The sequence below is a fragment of the Planococcus sp. CP5-4_YE genome (assembly GCF_019042655.1).
Lineage (GTDB): Bacteria > Bacillota > Bacilli > Bacillales_A > Planococcaceae > Planococcus.
Genome location: NZ_JAHPZO010000008.1, coordinates 1 through 15196, shown reverse-complemented (window position 1 = coordinate 15196; position 15196 = coordinate 1). Strand labels below are relative to the sequence as shown.

Here is a 15196-nt window from a genome sequence, read left to right as displayed (position 1 = left end):
TAAATTTTCTGCTGATAAACCATATTAAAAGAGGAGGACTTTGTTGTGGAGTGGAATTTGAATAAGACCAGCATCAATATTCCCTATTCATATGAAAATCTTAAGACGCTTTTAGATACGATTTGCAAGAAAGAAAACAAATTTCCTCAAGTTGATTTTTGTATGTGGTGCGATAATTTAACGATGGCTTGGGATGAAGAAGATTTAGACGACCAGGATCAATTAGCTTTTGGTATTGCCCGGAATATTGAAGCACAATGGGATTTATATTGGTACGAGTTTTATTCATATGAACAGCTTATGAAAATGGACCTCACTAAATTGGAATTACCACCCGATTGGTTCAAAGAATGGGCAGCGGAGTTAGTTGGAAAATAGACAATAAAGTTGAGGATGTGAATGTAACTTAAGTGCAGTTAAGTTACATTCAGTCTTTATTAAGAATGCAATGGTAAAAGCTAAAAACTGATTTTTAACTAAAGGGGATAATTTAAGACATGACTCATCTGAAGTATTTTTTATATCTTTTCTTTTTAAACTCCATATTTGTTCTTTGCATTTTTTACTTGAGTGAAAACTTCAATAAACCTTTTGCAGATTTGAATAATGTTGATATAGGAAGAGCGATAGTAGTTGGAATAGTTCAATTCTCATGTTTCTTCTTGATTCCAGATTTACAGTCAAAATTTCCGGAAATTAGAGGGAAAACTAAACATATAATTTTGTTTAGCTCTATGGTTACTGCAGGTCTAACTATATTGTTTCTCGTTAGTATCTATCCCACTACTTAAAGTTTAAGTAAGCATATTCTGAAAAATTTCAGTTAGGATGATGAAATAAGGTTTTGAATGTAACTTAATGTGAATTAAGTTACATTCGAAAGCCCTTCATTGCTGGAGGGCTTTTCTTCATGTTCACTTCACTGAAAGTTTTTCTAAAAGTCACCTCCTGTAACCAATAAATTGTATTTCATGTCTAAAGTTGAGATAAGGAGGAATAAGAAGATGAAATCTAAATTATTATTTTTAAGTATGCTGATTATTTTTGTATTGGCTGGATGTTCTCAAGAAAGTGAAGCTACAAAAAATGAAGAAAATATGAGTGATTCCGGGGAAAATGTAAAACATACAGAACAAAAACCACCTCAATTAAAAATAGGGGTGAACCAAGAGGAGTTTTCAGCTGCATTAGGTGGTTATACATGGAGTTACTTTGATCAAAAAGAAAACTCTATGGTTGAGATAGAGACAGAAACAGAAACTATCGGTGTTTCTGAATTAATTGGTGATCGAAAGGGGCCAATCGTAAATCCAGGTACATCCATTGAGCTCATGTTTGAAGAAGAACCGATTTCTTACCAGGTAAATATTTGGGATTCTACAGAAAATATAAAAGGTTCTTCCGAAGATATAGTGCTGGACGGACAAAGTGGAAAAACTATCTATGAAGTTGTTGCCACTTGGGAACAAGGGACGGGGTATTATTTTTTCCCTTTAACTATTGAGTAGATTCTTTCAACGTTAACACTTTTCAATTTAAGTAAATTTTTCGGATTTTGAATGTAACTTAATAGCAATTAAGTTACATTCAAATCAAGTACTTAAGGTAGGTGGTGAAGCACCGTGATAGATTGGCAATGGACAGAAGTGGATGCATTAGAAAGTCAGGAAAAGTGGAATGAAGCTAGATCGCTTTTAATAAAGAACTGGCAGGAAACCCCCCAGGACTTAAAAGTGAATATTCGCCTTGGTTTCTTTTGTTGGTATCTCTTAGTCGAAGAAGTCCCTCTAGGGGTCAAAAATGTAGACTTGGATGAGTTAACGACCATATTAGTTCAAGTTACGAATTTTGGATTAGCTAATTTCGAAGATTGTGTAGATTTCCTCTGGGTTTTCGGATGGATGATTTCCCTGTTTCCATATTACTTTGGTGATTATGAAGAATGGGAAGAAAAAGGTGAATCGATGTTGAAACATGCCCATGAACTAAACCCAGAAGACCCCATATATAGGTATTCTTACATAGGTTCCCTTCCCACTAGTGAAGCCGAACTGAAGAACGAACTTCAACAATTGCAAGTTGTTCTGGAAGACAGGTTCCAAGGAAAGGGGTTATTGTCCGAGTACTTCAAAGATATCTGGCGTAGCTGATGAGGAGATTGAACCGACCAAAAGGTTCGCGTTTAATGAAAAACCATCTGAAATCCAGACAGTTTTGTTTCATGTGAATGTAACTTAATGCTAATTAAGTTGCATTCAATCTCCCGGTTTCATGCGCTTGATTAGAAAATCCACCGAAACTGATTTTGAACGAAAATAAGATACATTCAAAATGCAATGACAGTAAGTTTGAAAACTCGCTTTTTAAAAGGATTGTGGTTTACCTATCAAGCGTTATTGAAAGAAAAAAGGTACTAACATCTGACGTTGGAATTATTAAAGCTGTTATTAACCAGCTTAGCATTGGCAGCGAAATGATCACTGTATATAAGACAATTTCAGCAACAGCATCTAATTGGAGGTGGAAGGATGCTTATGAATACTGTAATTATCCAAATAATATGAGATTATCTGAACGAAAAAGTGAGATTTTTCTTTTAGTGCTCTCAATTCTTGCTTTTATATACGCCATAGTGAGTATCTTTCATCAAATGAAGTCAGGTTTTGAAATAAGATGGACTTCATGGATTGTGTTATTTTACAGCTTAATAATTATGTTTTTTTTGGTGAAGGATTGGAACAAAAAAGAAGAATAACGGAGAAAGACCTATCCGGTTTTTATAACCTCTTATTAAAAAAAGATAAAGTTTACATATCATGAGGTTATCGGAAGTTGCATAAGTAGAGAGCGAGAAAGTAGGCTAGTTAAAGCTTATTTTCTCTTTTTTCTGTGAAAGTATACTGTTATTAACGATTTTCTATATACGTCGAATGCTTTGTCGTGTCTACGTAAAGTTGAATAAATTGATTCTACTCAGCGCAATATCCTTTTAAAAGATGATCTTGATTTGATGATTTGTATCAAAAAGAATTTTCTGTATTTATTCATGTTAAGATTAAAAAAAGATGTATTTCAATAAACTTACATTTTTCTACCCAGTAAAAAAAGTAAAATTTTTTAATTGGTTTGTAAAAGTAAGTAATCATTTTATATTGAGGTGAGTTTGTTGGAAGTTTTAATCGCTTTTTCGATTGGTATTCTATTTTTAACTTATGGTATTTTTGATTTTTTTGTCCGATCTAAAACACCTAGAGTCATTAGATTTATCATTAGATTTATTATTATAGTAATTGGTGTAGGTTTTACCTTATACTCAGCAATTAGATTTATTGAATTAATAACTAATTGAGTTATCGATTTAAGGACTATGTTTTTCCACTCTTTTTCAATTTACATATGACACCCTATCGAAAGTGAAAAAGCTGAACGAGAGACTGTTTTCTTAAGTATTAAAGGATATACAAAAAGACTTCCTCTGTTTAGAAGAAGTCTTTCTAAGTGTAGTATCAATTCTCCCCACCAACTAAGTAAGCTAGTTGGCAAGTTTACCGTATAATTTTCCTACAAGCACTGAGAATCCTTGAGAGAAGAAGTACACAATGGAAATAGGATACCTTTTTCTTAAAAGTGTTTATACTTTGTTCTTTTTCTTATTTCCCTAGCTTCTGATCTTATGCTTTCGCGTTTGTCTGTGCTCAATTTCTCGATTATTTCTTTAAGTAAAAAATGCAACTTTTTATCCGATTCAATAATATAAATTTCAAGATTGTTATTTAAGATATTAGTAACAGTTTCCCTAATTAGTACCTCTGAATGAGTAGCGCATTTCAAGAGCTGTTCGAAATACCATTTGTGGTTTTCTGAATATTGAAGATTTAATAAGGTCTCTTCGATTAATAGAATATCATTCCCCGAGAAGATCGTTTCAGCTGTTTCTTCAGAAGTACCCCAATCTTCGTCGTCTCCGTCATTTTCGAAAAACACGTTCTCTTTTGAAAGATTGTTTAAGAAATCATCAAATGTATGAGCTACTTCAATAATTTCTTCAGTTTCTGGTTCCAAATAAATCACCGAAGGGTTTACTGAATCCTTTCTGTAATCAAGAGCAAAAAAACTATTCCCATCTCCGCTAAAAATAAGGATGTTTCTCGGAAGATCCCATTCTTCAATGAGATAATCTGAATCTAAAATACCACCTTGACCACAACCATAAATGTGATTAATCTCAACGTGCGCATTGGTTTCAAGATGACTTTCTTTTTTCACCGAGTTGAACTGTATGGTACCGCCATTTTGTTCTAAAAGAATCTCTTTATAAGAAGCTGGCAATTCCATATTTAGTTGTTTTTCTATTTTTTTAATCTCTACTTCTGAAGTTTTGGGTAACTTATAATCATCCTCGACTTCCTTAGCCCATATATACATTAAGTAACCTCCTAAGATTTTAATGAATAGTTTTCTTTAATATAGTTACTAACCATAATAAAACAAAAGGATTGAAAATATCCGTTTCACAAAAAATAGGGAATCAAAATTTTTTTACTATCCATCCGTTTCCATATTTCCGGATTATCGGTAGTTGGAACAGTTTTACATAAGAAACCTCAAGAACCTTGTCTTAACAAGGGGCGTCTATTATCTGCAAAATAACGCTTAAAACGAGTGCGAAATAGCACTTAAAGTGACAAATCTTGCTATCCGGCACGTTCAGGAATAGCAAGCTGTCATTCCATTTAATTGTAATAAAAGTGAATCATTTCAAGAATGGAGCCGTATGGTAGTTATAAGCTTTTTATAATTGGGTTCATTTTAAAGAAATGGAGGAATGGGGATGACAGACAGGCTAAGTCGCTTGGGGAAATTTTGGTTATCTGGAATGATGGTGTTTTTATTGAGCGTGATAGCGGTGGGCTGTTCGGCCGAAGAAACGGCAGGGGAAGTGAACATGGCTGAAACCGTAGAGCCGGACGATGAAGTGGATAAGAGCGAAGAAGCGATCCGTGCGGTGATTGAACAAGAATTCAATGGGCCGGACGAAACGTATAGGAATTTGTGGGACGTCATGGCTGACAAGCAACCGGTGGATCCGAGCGAGGAAGAATATAACGCTTTCCTAGAGTCTGCTGAGTATACAGACTTGATGAATTATATGGAAGAAAGTTACGCAGCGTATTTTACCGACAATGGCTACGATAACTTTTCCAGAAACGGGGCTTTTTACTATAGTTTCAGCGATCGCGACTATCAACTGAGCACGTCTGACATCGATATCGTGCAAAGCGATAATGGAGAGACGCTTTACAGTTTTACATTTAACGTATTATATGAACCAGCAGATGGCGAAGCGAATGAATATGATTTTGAAGGCAGGGCGATTGTGCCGGAAGAAGGCAAAATCGGTAAAATTGATTTTAATGATAAAGATCAGCTAATCGAAGATATCAGATAGCAAAAAAATTTTAAAACGCAGCCACTCGCCCGCTGCGTTTTTTGCGTTCAAATTAATTTTCGAAACTTGTGTTTCGTATTCGATAACTTGAGCAAAAATGGAATCAATAGTAAAGCAAGCGTTAGATGAACCAAAAAGATAAGGAGAAGAATCAGCCAACCCGCTTCCAGGTAAATACGGACGGAATTGAACACCACAACAAACGGAATAAGGAATAACATATAGCTCCAGAAATGCGATTGGTATGTTGGATATTGGAGTTTATCGCAATTTCGACATGGTTGCTTTGATTTAAGGGTGAGTTGGAACATGTCTTTCCAGTTCCACTGATATCCGCAATTTCGGCAGTGAGGCATAAGGTTCATCCTTTCTGGCAAGCATAGATGCATTGATTTTAAAGATAGATGGAAGTAGTCAATTATTCTACCGTTTTGCCGAAGCGTTTTTGGGTGTTCGATAGTTTGTAAAAGAAGGGCATCAGTAGTGAAACAAGCGGTATGTAAATTGGTATGGCAAGGAAGATCCACAGCCAGCTGATTTCGTAATAAGCACGCAGGAAGTTCATAGGAAGGAGAAAAGCCATGGAAGTCAAAAAAGTGGTCCAAAAATTCGATTTGGCCGATATGTACTGGATTTTGTGACAGTTCTGGCATTTCCTTTTCGATTTTAAGCTGAGCTTCATTACATCTTTCCAACTCCATTGGTATCCGCAGTGTTGGCAACGAGGCATAGCATTCATCCTTTCTCATCCGATGGGGTATTGGCAGCTATGGTTTGTTTCGGCCGGTTATGCAGCTTGATGGTATAGGGCGAGAAAATTATGGCCAGTAAACTCAAGATAATAAAAAACAAGACATAAGCCAAATCAGGAATCTCTAGATAAGCCCACGCAAGAGGCGCGATAAACATGATGATAAGCATAGGGATGTATAGTTTACGGTCTAAACCAGATGGAGCATATTGCATTTTATTGCACGTTGCGCACTTTCGTTTCGTTTGAAATCCGATTTTTAAGAGGTTCACCCAACTCCATTTTGTCCCGCAATTTTCGCAATGAGGCATTGATTTGCTCCTTTCCATCCCAAATTGTCCTTAGTTAAGTATTGTATACCCTTGATTTCAGAAGTAATCCAAATTTATGGGAATAATATAAGGAATCTTCCCTGGGAGGGAATATCGGCAGCTGTAAAATCAAAACCGTCCGCTCTGTTCAATCCATAAAAAGATATTCCGGCCTCTCTATGCAGCAAGTCCTTGCTATTGCATGACAATATTCTTAGAATAAAGGTATAAGTTGTAAACAGAGAGGGTGCGGGGGATGAAGTTGAATATGGAACAGCGGCGCATAGTGGAACTCGAGCCGAGCGGGCCGATGTTGGTGAAAGGGGTGGCTGGATCAGGCAAGACGACGGTGGCAATTCGGCGGATCCACTTTTTGATAGATCATTATTGCCACGAGGAAGATGACCAGATTTTATTGGTGACATACAATAAGACTTTGCTCAATTACATAAAATTTCAATATGAGCGCTTGGCGGATGCAGCTGCAGGAGAAGCAGAGCGGTTATTTGCGTCGAATGCGGAAGTGAAGATCGCGACGATCGATTCGCTGATGTACGGGCAATTCATGAAATACTTGCGGCGCGCGAACCGCAAGCTGTCCATTGCGCCAGCTGACAAGGAATGGCAAGTACTCACGAAAGCGATCCACGAAGTGAAGAAATCCCACCCGGATGTGAAGCTGCTGACGCCGAAAAACCAAAAGTTCTTGAAAGACGAGGCGGAGTGGATTACTTCGTGTGCGATGACGGATATCGAGACTTATCAATCGGTGGACCGCGTCGGGCGCGCTTCTGGAAATAGCGGAACGCCTCAAAAACTATTGAAAAATTCGCCGACCCGTGAAGCCGTTTTTGAAGTGGCGAGATTGTACCGCGAGTTTCTGGAAAAAGAAGGGCTCGTCTCATTCAAGCAAATGAACGAACTGGCGCTGTCAGAAGTGAGGCGCTCGAATGGCGGCCACTATACCCATATCATCATCGATGAAAGCCAGGACTTGACGCGTGTTCAGCTGGAATTCTTGAAGGAATTGTACAAAGAAAAAGACCATTCGTCCTTGATGTTCGTGGCGGACAATACACAAAGCATCTACCCGGATTCCTGGCTTGGCAAAGGCCGTCCGTACACGACGATTGGCTATGATATGAGCGGGAAATCACGCACCTTAAGTAAAAACTACCGGACGACGACAGAGATTTCGCAAGCCGCGTTCGATTTGATCAAAGCCGACGAAACGATTCAATCGAACGTCGATTTCGTCAAACCGGCATTGATCGACCGTCACGGCCATCCGCCGATTTACCAGTTCTTCATGCAGCCTGAACAGCAAGTAGCCTTTCTCGCCGAGGAAATCGATCGGCTGCGAGGCGATTACCGCTTGTCCGAAATGTGCATCGTCGCACGCGGCAAACGCTCGGTCGAAAGCGCGGCTGCGGATTTGGCGGCACATGGTATTCCGTGTGAGATCCTGCAGACCAATGAGCCGGATTTCGAATCGGACAAAGTAAAGCTCGTAACGATGCATTCGATCAAAGGCCTGGAATTCAAAGTTATTTTCCTCATTGATTTAAATCAAGGCGTCATTCCGATGGAGCTTTATGAGGATGCAGAAGATCAGAAGACGATCGATTCAGATGAACGCAAGTTATTGTATGTCGGCATGACGCGCGCGAACGAATTATTGTACATGTCGTCGGTGAAAAAGCCGTCGAAATTTATTAAGGAAATCGACCGCAAGCATTTGCGCATGCGAAAAGATGCCTCGCTGCGACCGTTCGAATCGATCAGCATGACCCAATACCGACTGGCCGATCAATTGGTCGACCTGCATTCAAAAGAAGAACTGACCCGCCAGTGGCTTCTCCGTGAACTCCACGAAACTTACGGCTACCCATACGAACTCATGCAGCTCGAATACCCGGTCCAGCAGTTTTCGAAAAAAGGCTATTGCGATATCGCCGTTGAAATCCATGCAGACGGAGAAGTGCGGCCGTATATCATTGCGGAAGTGAAGCGGTTCGGAACGGGGATCGATGACGCGGTAACCCAATTGAAGAGTTATTTGGAAGCAGATGGCCGTGCATTTTACGGCATCGCGACGGACGGTTTATCGGTAAAGATCATCGATAGAAAAGGCGAAGAAGTGCAAGACCTGCCAAAATGCCAAGCACGCTTTTTGCCGGACACAAAGCAGCGCAGCCTCTACAAAAACTTGAAGAACGGGCGAGATTACGAATACGCCCAAGAACCGGGAGCGGATATCGAAGTGAGAGAAGCCGGGGAAGAGGCGTTGATCCAAGTGCACGAAGTGGCGGAAGTGCCGCTCATCGGCAATGTAGCGGCGGGCATTCCTGCGCTTGCCTCTGAAAATTACGAGACGGCACACAGCTTGCCGCGCGACTGGCTCGTGTCGCCGAAAGACAGCTTTTTATTGACGGTGACCGGCGACAGCATGATGAACGCAGGCATCGATAAAGGCGATATGGTCGTCGTTCACCAGCAAAATACAGCGTCAAACGGCGACATCGTCATCGCGGTCATCGACGGCGAAGCGACGATGAAAAAGTATATGCCGATGGGCAGTGAGATCCTGCTCGTCGCGGAAAATCCTGAATTTGAACCGATCATGATGCGCAGCGAAGACGTCTACATCAACGGCCGCGTCATTGGGGTAATGAAGAAATAGCAACCATAAAAAAACAGCCCGCGGGCTGTTTTTAAATACGTTTTTTCGTATTCGATAATCTATAAAAGAATGGCCCCATAAGTGTACTAAGCGTCATAATAAAGGCGAATGCGGTAATTGCCAAAGGCCAGCTGAAACCGAAAGTGGAAGTAAGATGAGAAAACAGGAGCACAAAAGGTATGACAAGTAAAAATGCCCAGAAGAGATTCCGGCCGCTTTTGACGTATTGGTCTTTCCTGCAATTTGCACAAGGTATATTTCCTTTGAAGGCAATTTTGATCATATCGTTCCAACGCCATTTAACTCCGCAATTTTGGCAATGAGGCATGAAGGCACTCCTTTCGAGTGAGAAACCTTGTTTTTTTCTCATCATACTATGGTTTGGGACGTTTGGATGCTTGCTCAAAAAATTTTATCCAGTTTTAGTCCAGGACATCGCTTCTGCAGCTCGGCGATGAAAACATCTTGATTTTCCGGTGAAATTTTCACCGTCCCGAATATCGTCGTGTTGTTGATGAGTTCGAGCGCATCACGAGAAGACAACAGTCGATAGCCAGTGAAAATATCGCGTGTCGGGGAAACTTTCAAGATGCTGTCGGAAGGAATACGGCTTCTGAAAGGGCCGGCCTTCACGAGTAGATGATTTTCCAGAAAAACGTATTGGATAGCGAAAGTGATCCATAGGATGAGAGCAGTGGTCACGAAGAAAGTAACCGTGACGATTACGAAAGCTGAAAACGGCGCGTTCTCAAATAACAGTGGAATAAATGAAACTGCGGCGATGAACAGGATTGCTGCTATAAGAAATCGGATAAAAAACGAATCGATTTTCGAATGAAAAACCATATATATTCACCTCTACTCATCTATACGAATGACAGCAGCGAAAGCTTCACACTTTATGTGCTTTTCATAGAATTTTATTATGCCAAAGCAATTATTGAAGAGAGCGCAAAATAGGAATTAGCCACGATAAGGGGGAGAGCGTATGCTAAAGAAAAACGCGAAAATAGCCTTGGCCGTTTTTCTTGTCTTTTCGTTTAAGGATTTTCTGTCGGGCGAGGAAATCAAGTGGGTAAACAGTCTGGTATTTGCCGTTATCGTATTCACAATTTATTTATTTCTGGACTGGACGAACGAACCTTATGATTGGAGTAAGCATAAACGATAAACAATCGCGTACATTTGCCATTGCCCAATGAATTCATCGCAAATGCCGAAAGCTGCGAACGGCCGGTCCACGGCATTAAAGACTTGAGGGTCAATAAAATCGGAGAGTATGCGGTCGATATCACGCTGCAGTCGCATCCAAAAAGTGAAGAAACGGCATAATGTCCCTTGCGCCCTATCTGGATTCTGACAATCCGGACAGGGCGTCTTATCGTTTTTTTAACATTTCCTTAACCTTCTGCCATTAGGCTAAAAGAAGACAGCCAGGAGAAGAGGGGGACGCACATGAAACAGGTCAAAATCGGCGTAGGCATCGCCTTGCTCACAGCGGTGGGCGGGATGGGCGCGTTTACGCAGGAAGCGCTAGCTGCAGAAACAGAGTACCGGGAGCTAATCAAGCTTCCAGACGGCGTCAAAGCAGGCGAGGTGTCTGTTGTGGATGAACAAATCATAGCGGTGCTCGAAAACCAGACGGCAGCGCAGGCAATCGTCAGCTATGACGCAGAGGGCAAGGAATTATGGCGCAAGGAGCTAGCAGGTGCCCCTTATGCAATCGACGACCAGGCGTTTATCATGATATCCGGTAGTGAAGTGTCGGTGCGAGATTTAGCTGATGGCAAAGAAACGGCATCATTTATGCTTCCAGACGGCTTTCGCATGAGCAGTTCGGGGGCGGAAGTCGCGCTCGAGGCGGGTCATGTCATCATTACTGGCAATCTCGGAGCGCGGATGCTTGTGTTTCAACTCGATGGCACGCCGGTCGCGGATATAACTGGCGGCGATTTGCGGCAAGCAGTTGTTTCAACTGAGCATTTGATGTATTTTGATGGCTCGGTACTTCACGGACTTGCACTTTCAGGCGGCAACAACTGGCAGGCGGCCAATGTGTTGGAGCCATATGCAGTAAAAGACGGAATCATTTATTATATAAAAGCGCCGAACGAAGAGCTGGATGCGCCGACTTTAGTGGCGCGCTCGCTGGACGAAGCAAAAGTGATATATGAGAAACCTTTGCCGGGATCAGAAGAAGTGCGGCTAGCCGGGACCGACTCAAAAGGCGCAATCATCGAATTTGTGGATTCCGAAGAATGGGCTTTTTTAAATTCCAAAGGGGGAGAACGCTTGCGCCAGCCGATTCGCTCGGCTTCGTTTCGCGCGCTTGAGAATCGCTACCGGCCGGTCGTGACCGAATCCACCCTGAGCCATCTGCAGCAAAACGATCACCGCTTATTATTGCTTCAGGAACAAGGGACAAGCGCGCTCGGCAATCCGTATCATCTCGGTGCCTTGCAAGTAATGGCACCAAACGGCGGGTTCAATAAAGTATTGGAGCATTCCATTGAATCGGCAACGCTGTCCCCGTCCGGCGGCGCTGTGGTGCTTGGCGGCGGAAATTTGAAGTTCTATGATGCAAAAGGAAACCAAGTGGCGCAAGAGGGCGTGCCTTCAGGCAGTGAGTTGCTCGCTTCCGTAAATGACACCGTGTACGTCTATGGCGGCAGCGGCATTGCGGCGTTCAGTGGAGAGCCCGAACCGAAAGCGGCAGCGGTGACGAAAATCAGCGGCGATGATAGTTACGAAACGGCGGCTCTCTTGTCAGAAGCAGTATGGGATTCAGCAGAAACGGTAGTGCTCGCTACAGGTGAAAGTTTTGCGGATGCTTTATCCGGTGCGCCACTGGCCTATTTGGAAGGCGGGCCGTTGCTGTTTACCGAAAAAGGGCGGCTGAACGCGTCGGCGAAAGCAGAAATCGAGCGTCTCGGGGCAAAAAATGCCATTATTCTTGGCGGTGCACCGGTCATTTCAGATGCGCAGCTAAAAGCACTGTCTTTGATGAACGTGGAAACCGACCGAATTGGAGGCGTCAATCGCTATGAAACAGCGGCATTGGTATCGGAACGCATTGATTCAGAAGGCGCAGTCGTTGCGGACGGTGCGACGTTCAAAGATGTGTCGCTGGCCTCTGTCTTCGCGGCGCAGAATCAATACCCAATCCTGCTATCAAAAGGCAACCGCCTGCCGCGCGAGACGACCGAAGCGATGGCGGGACGCAGCGATATCGTGCTTGCCGCTGACCGTTTGTCGATCGAAGCGCGCACAAAAGAAGAAGATGCAGAGCGCCGCATGGCCGTTTTGGCTCCTGCATCGAGCTTCACTGATGCTTTGTCTGCGGCGACTGCTGCGGCGAGACGGAATGCTTCGCTGTATTTGGTAGATGATGGTGGCTTGACTGAAGAACTGATGGGGCAACTTGCGCAGTATGAATCGTTTTTGGTCGTCGATTCGGAACATTTGATCGATACAGAAATGGTACGTTCAATCGAAGCGCTTGTCGATTGAAAGCGCTAGGTTATAATAGAAGCATGACAAGAACGAAAAGGATTTGGCGGGATGAAAAAGCAATTGCTGGCGTGGCTATGGCCGGCCTTATGGATGGTTCTTATATTTACCTTATCGCATCAGCCAGCTGGCGTGTCCGGCGGCATCAGTTCGGAAATCGTCCGGCAAGTGTTCCAAGCCGTTGCATCAGTCGTGCCGGTGGAATTTGAAACGCTTCATACGCTATTCCGTAAAAGCGCACATTTCTTCGCCTATCTTGTGCTCGGACTGTTGTTCATGAGAGCACTCTTGAAAAATGGCATGACCCTGGGGCGAGCGGTTTTGTGGGCATTTGCCTTGAGTGCGCTGTATGCAGCGTCTGATGAAGTCCATCAATTATTCATCACCGGGCGCAGCGGGGAAATCCGCGATGTCTTGATCGACAGTGCAGGGGCAACGACAGGTTTGTTATGTTACTGGCTATTCGCAAAAATTAAATGGCAACACGATAAGAAGGCCGAAACCAACTGGTGACGGCCTTGTTTCATTTTGGCAACGTGGTGTTTTTGATAGCGGACAACGGGAATAGAACAACCAGGAGGTGGATACGGATGAAAGATAAGTTGAAAGACAAAGAAGAAAAATTTGCGGTGAGCACGGAATACCGTGAAAACTTACAACAAACGATTCAGGTATTGCAAGAACAAGTAGAGATTACCAAGCAATTCGAAGACGACCAAGACGTTGACGCGATGAAAGCGAAACTCGGTGACCATGTGAAAAAACACGAAGAGCTGGACGAACAATCGCATCGCCTGTCAAAATTATTGTTAGATATGTAAAAAAAGTACCGCAGTGTTCCGACGAGAGCATTTGCGGTATTTTCATGTCCGTACATCAGATTAAACACCTATTTAATTTTAATTTATTTCCAAACGGCATGTATGAAAACACATTCCCTGCTAAACTTAGGATATTGACCGGAGTGGGGTGTAATGATGGAAACGTATTTTTTTTACTTCCTTGAAAATATGGCGTTGATTATAGCGATGATGTACCTCGGCTTGAAAGCGCGCGAGTACATCGTGCCAACCGTTGTAAAGTCGCTAAAAGCACCATTATTGAATGGTTTTTTGATGGGGGTTTTGGCGTTTGCCATCATGTACAATCCTCTTATTCATGAGGGGATGCGAGTCGACCTTCGTGAAGCGCCCTTGTATTTCATCGCTTTTGTGGGAGGGTGGCTGCCTGGCCTTGTTGCATTGATTATCCCGGCGATTTACAGAGTGATGATGGAAGGCCCGACTGTTCTGCAAGGCATTTCGCAAGCCATCCTGCTGCCTGTACTGATCGGCAGCCTGTTCCATGATTGGAAAAATTACCGGCCACCTTATGCACTGGTCAGCATTAAACGCATGATGCTTGGCTTTCTAGTATTTGAAATGATTAAATCGGTATGGATGGCTTGGTCAACCCCGGCGACTGCAAGTATGGTAATTATTATGGCAATGATGGGAGCGGTTGGCGTGTTGGCGATGGGGTGGATTCTCAACGATACACATCGCAACATCATCCGCTGGAAAGCGCTCGAACATGACTCGACACATGACGCTTTGACGGGTTTGCCGAATCTTCGGTTGTTTCATGAAAAGGTGCGGGAATTGAAGTATCGCGGCGTTCCGATGGCGATTGTCATGATGGACGTCGATCATTTTAAAAATTATAACGACACACATGGCCATCCGGCAGGAGACGGTGTTCTGCGGTCGATCGGCCGGTTGATGGAAGAAACTGCGAGGCCGGAAGATGTCATCGCCCGCTATGGAGGTGAAGAATTCATCGCATGCTTCACCGGGGTGTCGACTGAACAGCAGGCCTTCGAACTGGCAGAGAGCTTGCGTGAACGCATCGAGAGCTACGCATTTTACGGTGCTGATAAACAGCCAGGAGGGCGTTTGACGGTCTCGCTCGGGGCGGCGATTTCAGAAATAGAGCAGCCGCTTGATACACTGATCGAACAGGCGGACCGTGCGCTTTACCAATCGAAAAAAACCGGACGTAACAAAGTTACAGTCGCATCGATTAAAACCTTTGCTGAAGCAGAAACGGAAGAGCAAGTGAATGCATAACTCGTGTTGACTAAAAAAGCTTGAAAGAAAGTGCTGCAAAAAAGGGGCTGTCCCAAAAGGTCATGAAAAGTGACTTTTAGGGGCAGCCCATTTTCGTCTTCTAAAGAAAAGGCTGATGTCCATTTCGACGGACGCTTTCCGCGGGCACGGCCTTAGCCGCTTCCCTCGCTTCGCTCAGTCCAGGGTCTTCGGCTCGCGCTGTTCCCGCTGGAGTCGCCGTCTCCATTCCCATCATCCGGTTTAAAAAAGAAAAAAGGATACAAAAAAATCGTCCATTTCTGTAAAATGGGAGTTACCACACCACCATTAGAGAAAGGACGATTTTTATGTGCAATCCAAAGATTACTTCCTCAAATTATAACACTGAACAAGCCACATTTCCAC

The 15196-nt window shown here is 43.1% G+C and carries 17 protein-coding genes; 11 read left to right on the top strand and 6 right to left on the bottom strand.

Translation table 11 applies throughout. The features are described 5' to 3' along the window. Window positions 1-45 precede the first annotated feature (45 nt). The 3 genes from KTG14_RS10665 (at window position 46) to KTG14_RS10655 (ending at window position 2150) form a co-directional block, all read left to right on the top strand. Complete coding sequence (locus KTG14_RS10665) at window positions 46-378, top strand: hypothetical protein (protein ID WP_216970938.1); 333 nt, start codon at window positions 46-48, stop codon at window positions 376-378. Between the two features lie 626 nt (window positions 379-1004). Next, complete coding sequence (locus KTG14_RS10660; protein WP_216970937.1) at window positions 1005-1508, top strand: hypothetical protein; 504 nt, start codon at window positions 1005-1007, stop codon at window positions 1506-1508. Between the two features lie 114 nt (window positions 1509-1622). Then, entirely contained in the window at window positions 1623-2150 is a 528-nt protein-coding gene (locus KTG14_RS10655) for a hypothetical protein (RefSeq protein ID WP_216970936.1), read from the top strand. A 1471-nt stretch (window positions 2151-3621) separates the two neighbouring features. On the opposite strand, the gene KTG14_RS10650 is transcribed toward KTG14_RS10655, so the two are convergent. Then, window positions 3622-4425 (bottom strand): SMI1/KNR4 family protein, encoded by an 804-nt coding sequence (locus KTG14_RS10650; protein ID WP_216970935.1) that lies wholly within the window; start codon window positions 4423-4425, stop codon window positions 3622-3624. 406 nt (window positions 4426-4831) lie between these two features. Here KTG14_RS10650 and KTG14_RS10645 point away from each other — a divergent pair, with 406 nt between their 5' ends. Further along, complete coding sequence (locus KTG14_RS10645; RefSeq protein ID WP_216970934.1) at window positions 4832-5449, top strand: hypothetical protein; 618 nt, start codon at window positions 4832-4834, stop codon at window positions 5447-5449. Window positions 5450-5496: 47 nt separating this feature from the next. Here the strand turns inward: KTG14_RS10645 and KTG14_RS18020 are convergent, their stop codons facing one another. The 3 genes from KTG14_RS18020 to KTG14_RS18010 all read right to left on the bottom strand — a co-directional run bounded on the left by KTG14_RS18020 (window position 5497) and on the right by KTG14_RS18010 (window position 6511). Beyond that, window positions 5497-5805, bottom strand: coding sequence for a TIGR04104 family putative zinc finger protein (locus KTG14_RS18020; RefSeq protein ID WP_216970933.1), 309 nt, complete (start codon window positions 5803-5805; stop codon window positions 5497-5499). Between the two features lie 62 nt (window positions 5806-5867). Continuing rightward, complete coding sequence (locus KTG14_RS18015) at window positions 5868-6179, bottom strand: TIGR04104 family putative zinc finger protein (RefSeq protein WP_367948939.1); 312 nt, start codon at window positions 6177-6179, stop codon at window positions 5868-5870. 5 nt (window positions 6180-6184) lie between these two features. Then, window positions 6185-6511: a TIGR04104 family putative zinc finger protein gene (locus KTG14_RS18010; RefSeq protein WP_254369277.1), complete on the bottom strand. Its 327-nt coding sequence runs from the start codon at window positions 6509-6511 to the stop codon at window positions 6185-6187. A gap of 256 nt (window positions 6512-6767) precedes the next feature. Between KTG14_RS18010 and lexA the strand changes: the two genes are divergently transcribed. After that, entirely contained in the window at window positions 6768-9194 is a 2427-nt protein-coding gene (lexA, locus tag KTG14_RS10625) for a transcriptional repressor LexA (RefSeq protein ID WP_216970930.1), read from the top strand. Window positions 9195-9225: 31 nt separating this feature from the next. Here lexA and KTG14_RS18005 read toward each other — a convergent pair whose 3' ends face one another. After that, entirely contained in the window at window positions 9226-9522 is a 297-nt protein-coding gene (locus tag KTG14_RS18005) for a TIGR04104 family putative zinc finger protein (RefSeq protein WP_216970929.1), read from the bottom strand. Window positions 9523-9596: 74 nt separating this feature from the next. Continuing rightward, window positions 9597-10040, bottom strand: coding sequence for a PH domain-containing protein (locus KTG14_RS10615; RefSeq protein WP_216970928.1), 444 nt, complete (start codon window positions 10038-10040; stop codon window positions 9597-9599). 142 nt (window positions 10041-10182) lie between these two features. Here KTG14_RS10615 and KTG14_RS10610 point away from each other — a divergent pair, with 142 nt between their 5' ends. The 6 genes from KTG14_RS10610 (at window position 10183) to KTG14_RS10585 (ending at window position 14812) form a co-directional block, all read left to right on the top strand. Further along, entirely contained in the window at window positions 10183-10365 is a 183-nt protein-coding gene (locus tag KTG14_RS10610; RefSeq protein ID WP_216970927.1) for a hypothetical protein, read from the top strand. 14 nt (window positions 10366-10379) lie between these two features. Beyond that, window positions 10380-10526: a hypothetical protein gene (locus KTG14_RS10605; protein WP_216970926.1), complete on the top strand. Its 147-nt coding sequence runs from the start codon at window positions 10380-10382 to the stop codon at window positions 10524-10526. A gap of 123 nt (window positions 10527-10649) precedes the next feature. Continuing rightward, window positions 10650-12704: a cell wall-binding repeat-containing protein gene (locus tag KTG14_RS10600; RefSeq protein WP_216970925.1), complete on the top strand. Its 2055-nt coding sequence runs from the start codon at window positions 10650-10652 to the stop codon at window positions 12702-12704. Window positions 12705-12755: 51 nt separating this feature from the next. Continuing rightward, a complete protein-coding gene (locus KTG14_RS10595; protein WP_216970924.1) occupies window positions 12756-13217 on the top strand; it encodes a VanZ family protein in 462 nt (153 codons plus the stop codon). A gap of 77 nt (window positions 13218-13294) precedes the next feature. Beyond that, entirely contained in the window at window positions 13295-13525 is a 231-nt protein-coding gene (locus KTG14_RS10590; RefSeq protein WP_216970923.1) for a hypothetical protein, read from the top strand. A 153-nt stretch (window positions 13526-13678) separates the two neighbouring features. Further along, the gene (locus KTG14_RS10585) at window positions 13679-14812 is read left to right on the top strand and encodes a GGDEF domain-containing protein (RefSeq protein ID WP_216970922.1); all 1134 of its coding nucleotides are present in this window, start codon (window positions 13679-13681) and stop codon (window positions 14810-14812) included. The last annotated feature ends 384 nt before the right edge of the window (window positions 14813-15196 follow it).